General features: G+C 70.7%; 9 protein-coding genes. 6 read left to right on the top strand and 3 right to left on the bottom strand.

The features are described 5' to 3' along the window. Window positions 1-183: 183 nt before the first annotated feature. Both QZ749_RS01445 and QZ749_RS01440 read left to right on the top strand, forming a co-directional pair. The gene (locus QZ749_RS01445; protein WP_296942496.1) at window positions 184-1,452 is read left to right on the top strand and encodes an ROK family protein; all 1,269 of its coding nucleotides are present in this window, start codon (window positions 184-186) and stop codon (window positions 1,450-1,452) included. 101 nt (window positions 1,453-1,553) lie between these two features. Continuing rightward, a complete protein-coding gene (locus QZ749_RS01440; protein WP_296942494.1) occupies window positions 1,554-3,401 on the top strand; it encodes a patatin-like phospholipase family protein in 1,848 nt (615 codons plus the stop codon). An 85-nt stretch (window positions 3,402-3,486) separates the two neighbouring features. On the opposite strand, the gene QZ749_RS01435 is transcribed toward QZ749_RS01440, so the two are convergent. Next, window positions 3,487-5,097, bottom strand: a complete 1,611-nt coding sequence (locus tag QZ749_RS01435) for a hypothetical protein (protein WP_296942492.1) — start codon at window positions 5,095-5,097, stop codon at window positions 3,487-3,489. A gap of 129 nt (window positions 5,098-5,226) precedes the next feature. Next, on the bottom strand, window positions 5,227-6,570 hold the full coding sequence (gene tssK / locus QZ749_RS01430) for a type VI secretion system baseplate subunit TssK (RefSeq protein WP_296942490.1): 1,344 nt from the start codon (window positions 6,568-6,570) through the stop codon (window positions 5,227-5,229). A gap of 212 nt (window positions 6,571-6,782) precedes the next feature. On the opposite strand from tssK, the gene tssE reads away from it, so the two are divergent. Genes tssE through tssG form a run of 3 tightly spaced genes read left to right on the top strand, consistent with a single transcriptional unit; the run spans window position 6,783 to window position 10,215 of the window. Beyond that, window positions 6,783-7,277, top strand: a complete 495-nt coding sequence (gene tssE / locus QZ749_RS01425) for a type VI secretion system baseplate subunit TssE (protein WP_296942488.1) — start codon at window positions 6,783-6,785, stop codon at window positions 7,275-7,277. A gap of 2 nt (window positions 7,278-7,279) precedes the next feature. Beyond that, complete coding sequence (gene tssF / locus QZ749_RS01420; RefSeq protein ID WP_296942486.1) at window positions 7,280-9,121, top strand: type VI secretion system baseplate subunit TssF; 1,842 nt, start codon at window positions 7,280-7,282, stop codon at window positions 9,119-9,121. Next, a complete protein-coding gene (gene tssG / locus QZ749_RS01415; RefSeq protein WP_296942484.1) occupies window positions 9,085-10,215 on the top strand; it encodes a type VI secretion system baseplate subunit TssG in 1,131 nt (376 codons plus the stop codon). Before tssF ends, tssG begins: the two co-directional genes overlap by 37 nt. A gap of 7 nt (window positions 10,216-10,222) precedes the next feature. Here tssG and QZ749_RS01410 read toward each other — a convergent pair whose 3' ends face one another. After that, window positions 10,223-10,921 carry an MOSC domain-containing protein gene (locus tag QZ749_RS01410; RefSeq protein WP_296942482.1) on the bottom strand — a complete coding sequence of 233 codons (699 nt, stop codon included), beginning with the start codon at window positions 10,919-10,921 and terminating at the stop codon, window positions 10,223-10,225. 170 nt (window positions 10,922-11,091) lie between these two features. Here QZ749_RS01410 and QZ749_RS01405 point away from each other — a divergent pair, with 170 nt between their 5' ends. Beyond that, window positions 11,092-12,705: an aryl-sulfate sulfotransferase gene (locus QZ749_RS01405; protein ID WP_296942480.1), complete on the top strand. Its 1,614-nt coding sequence runs from the start codon at window positions 11,092-11,094 to the stop codon at window positions 12,703-12,705. The last annotated feature ends 15 nt before the right edge of the window (window positions 12,706-12,720 follow it).

The raw sequence follows: 12,720 nt of genomic DNA, 5'->3' as shown, positions 1-12,720 counted from the left end.
GCCATGCCAAGAAATCGATTTCATAAACAAATCAATGACTTCGGCATCTTCCTCCGCGGGCGTCCGGGCTTATACTGGCGGCTCGGCCACGTGGATAAAAAATCAAAAAACGGCCGTCCGCCACCTCCGCCGACAACGGGGGCGATGTTGCATAATCATCACATCCTGGACGTCGATCGCGCCATGCCCGTCACTGGTGACCAGCAATTACTCAAGCAATTGAATCGGATGGCGCTCGTGCGCCAGGTGAGCATCCAGCCCGGCCTGTCGCGCGCCGCGCTGGCCGACGTGCTGCAGCTGACCAAGTCGACCGTCAGCATGCTGGCGCGCGAACTGGTGGACGAGGGCTGGCTGGCCGAGAGCGAACTGCTGGTCACGGGCGAGGTCGGCCGGCGCGCGACGCCGCTGCACCTGGCGCCCGACCGCCTGGCCCTGCTGGGCGCCGAGCTGGGCGTGGACGAGGCGCGCGTGGTGGCGACCAACCTGCTCGGCGAAGTGCTCGACACGCGCATCGTCAGCTACGAGGACGCGGCCGATCCGGCCTCCTGCCTGCGCCTGGTGGCGCTGGCCCTGGTACGGCTGGCGCGCCGCCTCGGCCGGGCCGCCGGCGCCGGCACGCAGGCGCGGCGCGTGCTGGGCGTCGGCCTGGGCCTGCACGGCGCCGTCGACGAGGCGCGGGGCGTGCTGCGCCACGCGCCGCACCTGGGCTGGCGCGACGTCGACGTGGCCGGCCAGGTGCAGTTGCACTTCGCCGGCTCGCCGCTGGCGGGACTGCCGCTGTACATGCAGAACGAGGCCAACGTCGCCGCGCTGGGCGAATTCGAATTCACCGACCAGGCCTCCACCGACCCGCTGATCTACCTGTCGATCGGCTACGGCGTGGGCGCCGGCGTGCTGGTCAACGACCGCCTGCTGACCGGGCTGCACGGCTTCGCCGGCGAAGTGGGGCACGCGATCCTGCAGGCCGACGGTCCGCCCTGCTCGTGCGGACGGCGCGGCTGCGCCGACGCCCTGATCGGCCTGGGCTCGCTGCTCGGCAAGGAGCGTCCCAGCCACGCGGCGCTGGAGCGCCTGTTCGCGCGCGTGGCCGACGGCGAACGCACCACCTGCGCGGCCGTCGCCGCGGCCGGGCACCAGCTCGGCATCCTGCTGAACAACCTGTGGGCCGGTTTCGACCCGATGGCGATCGTGATCGGCGGCCCGGCGCTGCAACTGGGCGACGCCCTGATCGCGCCGGCGCGCGCGGTGCTGGCGCAGTACGCCGACGCCGCGCTGCTGACGGCGCCGGCCATCCGCACCTCGCACTTCGGCGCCCAGGCCGTCGCCGTGGGCGCCGCCGCGCTGGTGCGCTACCGCGTCACGCGGCCGCTCGACGTGCAGAGCATCGAACGCCGCGCCGGCCGTCCGCTGGCGGCCGCGCGCATGGCGGACGGGGTGGTCATGCCGGCGTGAACGACAGGGCGGCCGCCCCGGATGCGCATGCGTGACATTTCGAGAGCCGTGCGCGCCGCAGGCGCGGCATAATCGTCCCAGGATCCTGTTCGGCGACGGCGATGAACGATTTCTTGCCCACGGAATGCGACATCGTGATGGAGGGCGGCGTCACGTCCGGCATCGTCTATCCGGCCTTCGTGGCACGGCTGGCGCGCCGCTTCACGCTGCGCTCGATCGGCGGCGCCAGCGTCGGCGCCGTGGCCGCGGTCGCGGCGGCGGCGGCCCAGTACCGGCGCAACCGCGCGCGCGCGCAAGGCGGCGCAGACGATGACGCGGGTTTCACCATCCTCGCCAGATTGCCGCGCCGCCTGCAGGCGCGCGTTGGCGGCCACACCCGCCTGTTCTCCCTGTTCCAGCCCTGCGCCGACCTGGCGCCCCATTTCGGCGTGCTGGCGGCCTCGCTGAACGCGCCGAGCCGGCCGCGCGCCGTGCTGCGCGCCGCCACCGCGCTGCTGCTGCGCTTTCCCATCGGTACCGGCAGCGGCGCGCTGGCGTGGATGCTCGGCTTCGTGGTCAGCGCCGGCCTGCTGGGCGGGCACTGGCCGCGCACGGCCGGTGGCGCCATCGCGGCCGGATTGTGGTTCGGCCTGTGCCTGCTGGCAGCCGCCCTGGCCGGCGCCGCGCTGCACGCCGCATTCTCCGCCTGGCGCGGGCTGCGCGCCAACCGCTGCGGCATCTGCCCGGGCCTGCGCACGGATCCCGGCAGCCCGCCGGCGCTGACCGAATGGCTGCATGCGCTGGTGCAGGAAATCGCCGGCCTGGACGACGCCGCGCCGCTGACCTTCGGCCAGCTGCGCACGGCGCAACCGCCGATCGAGCTGGCCCTGATGACCACCGGCCTGTCCGAACTGCGCGCCCACCGCCTGCCGCATTCCAGCGCCGACCTGGTGTTCCGCGCCTCGGAGCTGGAGGCGCTGTTCCCGCCGCCCGTCATGGCCGCGCTGCTGGCCGGCGCGCGCCGCAGCAAGCACGGCAAGGAGACCAGCGCGCTGCTGGCGCGCCTGAACGCGGATGGCGAAGACTGGTACTTCATGCCGCCGGCGGACGCGCTGCCGGTGGTGGTGGCCGCGCGCATGAGCCTGAGCTTTCCCGTGCTGCTGCAGGCCGTGCCCCTGTACCGCCTGCGCGTGCCGCCGGCGGGCGGCCACGGCCTGGAACTGTTGCGCACCTGGTTCTCGGACGGCGGCCTGACCAGCAATTTTCCGATCCACTTCTTCGATGCCATCCTGCCCACCCGTCCGACCTTCGGCGTGACGCTGCAGGCCGACCTCGACGCCGGCGCCCCGTTCGCCCATCGCGTCGTCCTGCCGACCAACAATGCCGACGGCGCCGTCCCGGCCTGGCTCGCGATCGACGCCGCCGACGGCCGCCCGGCGCTGGCGCGCTTCGCCGGCGCCATGCTGCGCACCATCCGTACCTGGCGCGACGAGGCCCTCAAGCGCACCCCCGGCTACCGCGACCGCATCGTGCTGATCCGCCACACGAAGCAGGAAGGCGGCCTGAACCTGGACATGACGCGCCGCGCCATCGCCACCATGAGCCGCAGCGGCAGCGTGGCCGCGCGCCGCATCCTCGACCGCTTCCTGGATCCGGAACCGCAGCGCAACGGCTGGCTGAACCATCGCTGGGTGCGCATGCGCAGCACGGCCGCCGTGCTGCAGGACATGCTGGCCCCGCTCGGCGAGGCCTGGCACGACGCCAGCCTGGTGCCGTCCTACGAGGCGCTTTGGCAGGCCCAGGGCGCCGACGCGCTGCCAGCCTATCGCCTGAGCAAGGCCAACCGCAGCGTGGGCTTCGCGCTGTGGCAGCGCATCGTGACGCTGCCGGAACAGCTGGCGCCGGCCGACCTGTCGGACCATGCGCCGCAGCCGCAGCCGGAGCTGGCGATCGCGCCGAAGTTGAGCTGAGCTGATCTAACCTGATATAACGATTTATACGGTTTACATCGAATCGTAGCCGACGGACGTTGCCGGGCGGAGCGTAACCGGTAAACTACCCCGGGCGGGCGCGGCCGGACGGCAGCACCAGCGCCGACCGGCACCGGTGCGGGTCCTCGTTGGCGAGGCACAGCACCGCCGCCGCGCCGTCGAGCGCACAATGCGAGGCGAGCGCCAGCGCCGCCACGAACGGCACGGCGTCGCAGTCGCCGCACGCCTCGCCGACGCGCACGACGTCGTCCACCTCGTCGAGCCGGGGCAGCGTCTCGGCCACGCATCCCATCAGCTCGCGCACGCGGCGCGACCGGTGGCCGGTGTCGGCGACGACGCACCTGACGTTTGGCGCCGCGGATGCGCGGGTGGGCGGAAGCGCCGCCAGCGCAAGCCGCGCCGCCGCGGCGAGGGCGTCCGCCTGCGTGCGCCGGGCGTCGTCGGCGCACGCAGCCCGACGCGTCTCCGGCACCGGTGCCAATAGCGCGAACGCCGCGCCGCATGCGCGCGCCTGCGCGACGTCCGTCAACAGCAGGCCCGCCGCGCCCTCGCCGGGAATCGCGCCCTGCGGGTGCGCGGCGGTGCACAGCGTGCCGTTGGCGCACCAGCGCTCGACGGTCGCGGCGCCGATGCGCGACGCGCAGGCCAGCACCAGAACGGCCAGCGTCGCATCGGCCCCAGCGCCGGCGCCAGTATCGTCCACGGCATCGGTCACGGAAACGGCCCCGGCAGCGGCATCGGCACCCCCGGCGGCGCGCGCCAGGCGATCGAACAGCGCGGCCGGCGCCGTGGCCGCCGGTGCCGGCACGGTCTCCGCGAGCAGGGCCACGTGCGCGGCCGGCCAGCCACAGCGTCCGGCCGCGTGCTCGAACCAGCTCCTGGCGGCGTCACGGTGTTCGGCGGTCCAGTCGGCCGGGAGCAGCGGCGCCACGCGCAGCAGGGGCGCCAGGCGTGGCTGCGGCGCGGCAGCCGCTTCGGGGTCGGCGTCGGCGTCGGCGTTGGCGAGCAGCAGTTGCGCGGCGCGCCCGACCAGCTCCTCGAGCACCGCCGTACCCAGCACCAGCGCGCGCCACTGCTCCACGCCGAAGCGCGGGTCCGCCATGCCGTTGCGCGCCAGCCATGCGCCGATCTCGTCCTGCAAGGCCTCGTCGCGCGCGGCGGGGCTGCGCACGCTCATGACGGGAAAACCGTCGTCGTCGACGAGTTCCGGATCGAGGTCGGCGCGCGCACCGCCGGCGGCGATGCTGGACGCCAGTGCCTGCGCCGAGGCGCCATGCGCGGTGCGCAGCGCCGTCGCCAGGATCGCCAGCGTTGCCGCCGGCTGCCGTGCCGCTGCCGCCTCGTTCATCGCCTCGTTCATCGCCTCGTCCATCGCCTTGTCGGCCGGCGCGGCCGGTGCGGCCGGCGCCACGGGCGGGGACGCCGCGCTACGCCGGCCGCGCGGCTTGTCGCCGACGATCCGCCCCGCGACCAGCAAGGCCAGCGCCAGCAGCGACGGGACGCCGAGCAGGTAAATGGCGAGCTCGCCGGTGCCGGGCGCGCTGCGGGTGGTGCGCCAGTACGCGATCGCGGCGCCCCAGCACAGGAAGACGACGACGCCGGCCAGCATGGCATCCTGGCACCAGCGGGGCAGCGGGCGCATGGCGGCGGGCGTGGTGCCGGACGTCGTCGGCATGGCGCGCCTCGCCTGGAAAGTGTCGCGCGATGCCTGCGCTCCCGTAACGGACGTCGCGCCGCGGGCAATCCCGTCGCCGCGCCGGATCGATGGTCCTGGCATGATGTGTCTCCTGCGGTCCGCCGCCGCTCAGGCCGCCACCGCCAGCAGTTCCAGCTTGCGTTCCTTCATCCCGGACGGAACATAGATCGATACCGATTGCGCCTGCAGCATGCGCTCGTACATCTGTCCCTTGGCGTCGAGCAGGAAGTAGCAGGTGTCGGGACGCACCGGCACCGCGGCCGGCAGTTGCGGCGCATATTGCAGGCGCACGCCGGGCAGGGCGGAGAGCACGCATTTCTCGACGTCGTCGGGTGCGCCCACCTTGAAGCGCAGCGGCACCGTGTCGACGAGTTCGAGCGCCGGGATGTCGGCCGAGACGGCGATGTAGAAGGCGGTGCGGTCGTCGATCTTGCCCGAGTCGAGCATGCCGTGGTGATAGGACGGCCGCACTTCGTTCAAAACGATGGCGAAGTATTTCGAGGAGATGACGGTGTCCAGCAGCTCGCGGACGATCTGGACCAGCCTGGCGAAGGACGGGCCCGGATCGGCGTGCTGGTAGGCCGGCAGGTCCGCCAGCGTCCAGCTCCTGGAAAACGTCATCAGGCCGCCGGCGACGCCGAGCAGTTGCTCGAACAGGCGTTCCGGATGCAGGTCCGGATGGTGCAGGTAGTGCGTCAGCGTGGCGCAGGCGGAACTGGCCGTGTGCAGCAGCCAGAACGAGGACATGTCGCCGGAGCGCGATTCGATCACGTTGCGGCTCGGCTCGCGCTGGTGGCCGCACAGTGCCCCGACCTTGGCCTGCAGCGCATCGAGCAGGCGGCGCAGTTGCAGCAGGACGGCCGGGGCGGCGCCCACCGACAGGCTGGGCGCGACGAAGGCATCGTCCAGCTCGAACCCCGAGGATGCGGCGCGGCGCAGACGCAGCAGCGGAAAGTGAATGTAGGCATCGCGTGGTTCGAATTCCGGCACGAGGCGCACGATTTTCCGGAGATAGGACAACTGCGCCGGCGCCGCCTGGGTGTAGAGATCCGGCGTTTCCTGGTTGGCCTGCACGAAGCGGGCCGTGGTGCCTGTCTGTCCTGGCTGCGAGAAATTGCCGCTGAATGGCTTCAGGCCGGGCAGGGCGGCGTAATACGTCAGCGCTTGCATGGATTGCGCGCCCGCCGGACTCAGGTCCACGCTCGCGGGCAACTCGTCGACGGCGGGTGCGTCGACCAGCTCGCCATCCTGGAAGCGCAGCGCCAGGTCGAGGATGCGCAAGACATTGCTGGCCAGCGCATCGCGATCGACCTGCAGCCGTTCGACGCCCCAGGCATACGGATGCAGCGCATGGATGCTGCGGTGCAGGCGGCGTTCGTGGTATTCGTCCTGGCGCTGGAAATGCTGGGGACGCAGCAACAGCCCTTCGCCCCAAAGTACTTTGCTGCCCATGTCGCTTGCCTCCTGTCGGTTCGCACGATTCGCCGAGCACACCAACATAGCTCGTCGCGTGTCATCGTGGATTTGAACCAGATGCATTTTTGCTGCCGCTCAAAGCCTGCGTCGGCTGTCGCCAACTGAACTATTTTTCTGCGCAAGGCTGTGCAAAGATGCCGTTTTGCATTGGCGGCACGCCACTGCGGCGTCGTGCGAAGGAGCAGGAAATGAAGGGATTCACGCCTGGATTGTTCGACCGCCTGACGGGCACGCCGATGCGTGGTCCGGGCGCCATGCGCATGTCGGCCGAGGATCTGAAGGACGCGGTCGCGCGCGACCTGGAAGCGCTGCTCAACACGCGCTCCACGATCCCCGAAGGCGTGCTGGAAGCGTATCCGGAATGCAGTCGCTCGATCGTGACGTATGGCTTGAACGATTTCGCCGACCGCTCGCTGTCGAGCCCGGCCGACCGTGCCTACATCTGCGGCTGCCTCGAAAAGGTCATCGCCCAGCACGAACCGCGCCTGCAGAACGTCAAAGCCCTGCTGGAAATGCGCGAGGACAGCGTGAACCGCCTGCGCTTTTCGATCACCGCGCTGCTGGTCGCGCATGCCTCGCAGGAGCCGGTGAACTTCGACGCGGTGCTGCAACCGTCGACGCTGCAGTACAGCATCAGCAAGCCGGGCCGCGCCGCCCCGGCCGCCATGCCGCCGGGAGCCTGAGCTTGGAACGCATGCTGCCATATTACGAGCGCGAGCTGGGCTACCTGCGCCGCAACCTGCGCGATTTCGCCGAACGCTATCCGAAGATCGCCGGCCGTCTGCTCATCAGCGGCGAGGTGTGCGAAGACCCGCACATCGAGCGCATGATCGAGTCGTTCGCCCTGCTCAACGCCCGCATCGCCAAGCGCCTCGACGACGACTATCCGGAATTCACCGAAGCCCTGTTCGACGTGCTGTATCCGCATTACCTGCGGCCCTTTCCATCCTGCTCGATCGCGCGCTTCGACACCAGCGGCACCAAGCAGCAGGGCACCAGCGCCACGATCGCGCGCGGCACCCAGCTCACCACGCGTCCGGTACGCGGCGCGGCCTGCATCTTCCGCACCGTGTATCCGGTGGCCGTGGCCCCGCTGGAACTGGCCGGCGCCGCCTTCTCGGCCATCCTGCGCGCGCCGGACGCGCTACGCCTGCCGGAAGGCGCCGGCGCCGGCATCAGCCTGACGATCGCCGCCACGGCGGAGCAGGCGACACCCGCCAACGCCGGCCTGCCATTGCTGCGCGTCTTCATCGACGGCGAACCGTCGTTCTGCGCTGCGCTGCGCGATGCGCTGTTCATGCGCCCCGTGGCCGCCTATGCCGAAGCGAACCGCGACGGACGCTGGACCAGGCTGGACGCCATCCCGATCCGCGCCGCCGGCTTCGGCAAGGACGAGGCGCTGATCGATTTCCCGGCCCGCTCGCATCCCGCCTACCGGCTGCTGACCGAATACTTCTGCTTCCCCGAAAAATTCAACTTCTTCGACATCGACCTGGCGGCGCTGGCGGGCGCGCTGCCGGCCGGCGCGCGCACCGTCACGCTGCACCTGGCGCTGGCCGGCATCCGCGCGGATTCGAACACGGCGCGCATGCTCGACACCCTGTCGACCAACAACGTGCTGCTGGGCTGCACGCCGGTGATCAACCGTTTCCGCCAGCGCGGGGAACCGATCCGCCTGACCCACACCGGCGCCAGCTACCCGGTGCTGGCCGACGCGCGCCGCGCCTTCGCCTACGAGGTGCACGCGATCGATGCCGTCAACCTGGTGCGCCAGACGCCGCAGGGAGAAACGGTCGTCGCGTTCCGCCCGTTTTATTCGCTCGAGCACGCGCAGACACCGGAACACCACGGCCATTACTGGGTGATGCGGCGCGACGAGACGCTGGCCGAGAAAAGCCCCGGCTTCGAAACCCAGATCGCCATCGTCGACATCGATTTCGACCCGGCCGCGGTCGAAACCCAGACCCTGAACATCGAACTGACCTGCACCAACCGCGACCTGCCCGCGCTGCTCCCGTACGGCCAGCAGGGCGGCGACCTGTTCCTCGAAGGCGGCTCCAGCATGCGGGCCATCAGCTTCCTGCGCAAGCCCACTGCCTCGCTGCGTTTCGAGAGCGGCCGCGGCGCCCACTGGCGCCTGGTGTCGCACCTGTCGCTGAACCACCTGTCGCTCAGCGGGGGCGGCGTGAGCGCCCTGCGCGAAATGCTGGCCCTGTACGACCTGCCGCGTTCGCCATCGTCACAACGCCAGATAGCCGGCATCGTGGCGGTTTCCTACCAGGCCTGCAGCGCCTGGCTGCCGGGCAACCCGTTCGCCTGCCTCGTGCGCGGCATCGAGGTGCGCCTGACGATCGACGAGGAAGCCTTCGTCGGCAGCGGCATCCACGTGTTTGCCCACGTGCTCGAGCGCTTCCTGGGGCTGTACGTGCATGCCAACAGCTTTACCCGCCTGGTCATCGTATCGCACAACACCGGAGAAGAGTTGCTGACATGCCTGCCAAGAAGCGGAGATTTGAGCCTGCTGTAATTGAGCTCCTGTTCAAGGAACCTTATCGCTTCGAGTACTTCCAGGCGGTGCGCCTGCTGGAACTCTGGCTCGAGCGTCACGCCCCGCCGCGGCAGGGCAAGCGGGCCGACCTGCTGCGCTTCCAGAACCCGACTTCGCTGGCGTTCCCGGCCAGCGAGGTGGCGGCCATCGACGTCGAGCCGCGCGGCCTCGCGCGCGACGCGTCATCGCTCGGTGCGGCGCTGCAGGCCGCGACGCTGGAATACGTGCGCATCACGCCCGCGTTCATGGGCCTGTTGGGCGGCAACGGCGTGCTGCCGATGCACTACACCGAACGCATCGCCAGCCACCAGCAGCACCAGGCCGACGCGGGACCGCGCGCCTTCCTCGATGCGTTCTCGCACCGTTCGCTGGCGCTGTTCTACGCGGCCTGGCGCAAGTACCGGCTGGCGCTGGCATACCGGCCCGGCGGCGCCGACGGCTTCCTGCCGCTGCTGCTGAGCCTGGCCGGCCTCGGGCACGCGTCGCTGCGGCGGCGCTTCGCCGCGACGGCGGATGGCGCCCTGCTGGACGAATCGATCGGCCACCTCGCCGCGGCCCTGCGCCATCGCCCGGCATCGGCGGCGCAGCTGGCGCGCGTGCTGGCGGCCTATTTCGGCCAGCCGGTCGTGGCCGAGCAGTTCATCGGCCACTGGTACGAGGTGCCGCCGGCGCAGCAGAGCGTGCTGGGCGGCGCCAATGCCGTGCTGGGCGCGGGCGCCATGGCCGGGGTGCGCGTGTGGCAGCGCGACCTGCGCCTGCGCCTGGTGGTCGGACCGCTCGACGGCGCGCGCTTCGATGCCTTCCTGCCCGGCGGCCTGGCGGCGCGCGCGATGAACAACCTGCTCTCGCTGTTTACCGGCATGACCCTGGAGTACGACGTGGAACTGGTGCTGCTGGGGAGGGCGGTGCGCGCCACGGTGCTGGACGGGGGCCGCGCCGGCAGCGGCGCGGGCGCGCGGGCGGACGGCCACCTCGCCACCCATGCCGGGCGCCTCGGCTGGGACGCCTACCTGGTCACGCAGGCGCAGCAAGACGACCGCAGGGACGTCCGCTACACGCTGCGCGCGGCCTGAATGCCCTTCAGGCGGCCTGGATCGTTCCCCCCAGCGCGAGGTCGTCGAACAATCCCCGCCCATCCCAGCGCGGACGGTCGGGCGCCACCCGCATCGGCACCGCCCTGACGGCGCGCGCCGGATCGAGCTTGCGCAGCACGGCCGGGAAGGCGCGGCAATACGTCGCAGCGATGCCGGCCAGCTGCGCCAGCTGGCGGTATTCGACGACGCAGCCGGCCGGCACGGCGTCGAGTACCCGCAACACCCGTTCGCGCCAGTCGTCGGACCAGGGCGGCAGCAGGGGTCCGAGGTCGAGCACGACGTCGCCGCGCCGGATCGTGCCGCCGGCGATGACCCGCGCCAGCATGCCGCGCCGCGCCCCCACGGCACGCGCCAGGCCGGCGCGCTGCCGGTCGAGCCGTCCGCAGGCCTCGCACTGGAACATCAGGCGCAGCAGCACGTCCTGGCCGACCTGCAGGACGGTGCCGGAACGCAGCCGCGCGGTATCGAGATCGAGCAGCAGGTTCTCGCGCAGCGCATGCGCCGGCAGGCCCAGGTCGCGGTACGCCGGGCTGCCGGCCAGCAGCAGCTGGCGCGGGGACAGGGGATCGGCGTGCACGTCGCCGGCCAGGCCGGTCGCCGCGATCGCCAGGGCGCGCTCCACGCCCTGCACAGGAGAAGGATGCGCGGGCCGCAGCGCCAGCGCGTCGAGATGTCCGATATCCATATCGTCCGTTGGTTCGGGATGCCGCCGGCATCCACATCGTGGTGACAAGGTCTTGGTCCGGCAATCCGTCGCAAAGTTCGACGACGCGCCTTGATCTCATCGGTTACGCGCAAGCCCGGCTTCGCGCACATTGGATGAGTTTCCTGCCAAAACCATTTCGGGATGACGCCATGAGACCACGTTCACACACCGCGCAGCATCCGGCACACTACCCGGCACATTACCCGGCACACCACCCGGCGCACTATCTGATGCGGTGCCTGGGCCAGTACCTGCCACTGTGCCTGGCCTGCCTGCTGCTGGCCGCCTGCGGCAGGTTCAAGGACGACGACACGCAGGCCGAACGCGCCCACGTCGCTATCGTATCCCAGGCGCCCGGCGTCACGCCGTTCATCCGCACGCTCGTCATCGCCATGGAGCATGGGGAGGATCTCGCCAGCGTCTCCTACACCATCGCGCCCAAGCCCGGCACGCGTTCGGGTGCGGTGGGCGTCACCTACGCCAGGTCCTGGCTCGACGGCAGGAACGCCTACGCCGCCGCGGACAAGCGCCTCACGCTGCCCGTCTTCGGCCTGTACGCCAACCACCGCAACGCGGTCACGGTCACGGCGGTGTTCGCCGACGGGTCGCGCCACAGCGAGCAGGTGGCGATGGACACGCCGGCCCACACCGCGCCGGACGCCTTCTACGGCGCGCCGTCGGTGCGGGTGGCGCGCACGGCCAGCGCGCTGCCGGGGCTCGACTTCATCGAGATCCACAACGGCGTGACCACGCCGGTCGTCGTCGACAGCGACGGCAACCTGCGCTGGGTCGCCAGGGGACTGGCCGATTCGATCACCACGCTGTTCGACGGCGACGCCTTCCTCGTCGGCGACCAGATGTCGCCCGTGCTGTACCGGATGCAGATGGACGGCCGCCTGGGCGCCGTCACCTTGGCCAGCCCCACGCTGACGAACTTCCACCACGACCTCGCCTTCGGCAAGGCCGGGCTGCTGGCCGAGATGGATGCGCGCGAAGGCGGCGTCGCCAACATCGAGGCCGTGCTGGTCGAGCTGAGCCGCACCGGCCAGGTACTGAAGCAATGGGACATGGCGCAGATCTTCCGCGACCACATGCGCGCCCTGGGCGACGACCCGGCCAATTTCGTGCGCGACGGCGCCGACTGGTTCCACATGAACTCGGCCATCTACAGCAGCGCGGACAATGCGCTGTACGTCTCCAGCCGCGAGAACTTCGTCGTCAAGCTGGACTACGACACCGGGCGCATCAAGTGGCTGCTCGGCGACACCACCAAGCACTGGTACGTCAACTACCCGTCGCTGCGCGCGCTGGCGCTGCGCCTGAGCGGCGGCAATCCCCCGATCGGCCAGCATGCGCTGTCGCTCGACAAGCAGGGCAGGCTGCTGCTCTTCAACAACGGCGCGGCCAGCTTCAACCAGCCGGCGGGCACCCCGGCCGGCGCCACGATTCCCTACAGCGCCCCGGTCAAGTATGCGATCGACGAACAGGCACGGACGGCACGCATGGTATGGACCTACGAACACGACCGGGACATCTTTTCCGACATCTGCAGCAGCGCCTTCAATACCGGCAGCAGCACCTACGAATCCGACGGCGGCGTCCAGCTGGTCACCTATTCGTCCGCCGAGTCGCGCACGCGCGCGCGCCTGATCGCCCTCGACCAGGCGGGCAATGTGGCGTTCGATTATTCCTATCCGAGCGAAGGCTGCTCCAGCGCCTTCCTCGCCAAGCCGATCGCGTTCGGCTCGCTGACGTTCAAGTAGCCTGGAGGATCGGGC

This window comes from uncultured Massilia sp. (genome assembly GCF_913773735.1).
Lineage (GTDB): Bacteria > Pseudomonadota > Gammaproteobacteria > Burkholderiales > Burkholderiaceae_D > Telluria.
The sequence above is the reverse complement of the archived record's forward strand: the minus strand, read 5'-3'. Positions and strand labels throughout refer to the sequence as shown.

What these genes read in the sequence shown, in the direction of transcription:
- QZ749_RS01445 (WP_296942496.1), top strand. Translation starts at nt 184, where the DNA reads ATGCCCGTCACTGGTGACCAGCAATTACTCAAGCAATTGAATCGGATG.
- QZ749_RS01440 (WP_296942494.1), top strand. Translation starts at nt 1,554, where the DNA reads ATGAACGATTTCTTGCCCACGGAATGCGACATCGTGATGGAGGGCGGC.
- QZ749_RS01435 (WP_296942492.1), bottom strand. Translation starts at nt 5,097, where the DNA reads ATGCCGACGACGTCCGGCACCACGCCCGCCGCCATGCGCCCGCTGCCC.
- tssK (WP_296942490.1), bottom strand. Translation starts at nt 6,570, where the DNA reads ATGGGCAGCAAAGTACTTTGGGGCGAAGGGCTGTTGCTGCGTCCCCAG.
- tssE (WP_296942488.1), top strand. Translation starts at nt 6,783, where the DNA reads ATGAAGGGATTCACGCCTGGATTGTTCGACCGCCTGACGGGCACGCCG.
- tssG (WP_296942484.1), top strand. Translation starts at nt 9,085, where the DNA reads ATGCCTGCCAAGAAGCGGAGATTTGAGCCTGCTGTAATTGAGCTCCTG.
- QZ749_RS01410 (WP_296942482.1), bottom strand. Translation starts at nt 10,921, where the DNA reads ATGGATATCGGACATCTCGACGCGCTGGCGCTGCGGCCCGCGCATCCT.
- QZ749_RS01405 (WP_296942480.1), top strand. Translation starts at nt 11,092, where the DNA reads ATGAGACCACGTTCACACACCGCGCAGCATCCGGCACACTACCCGGCA.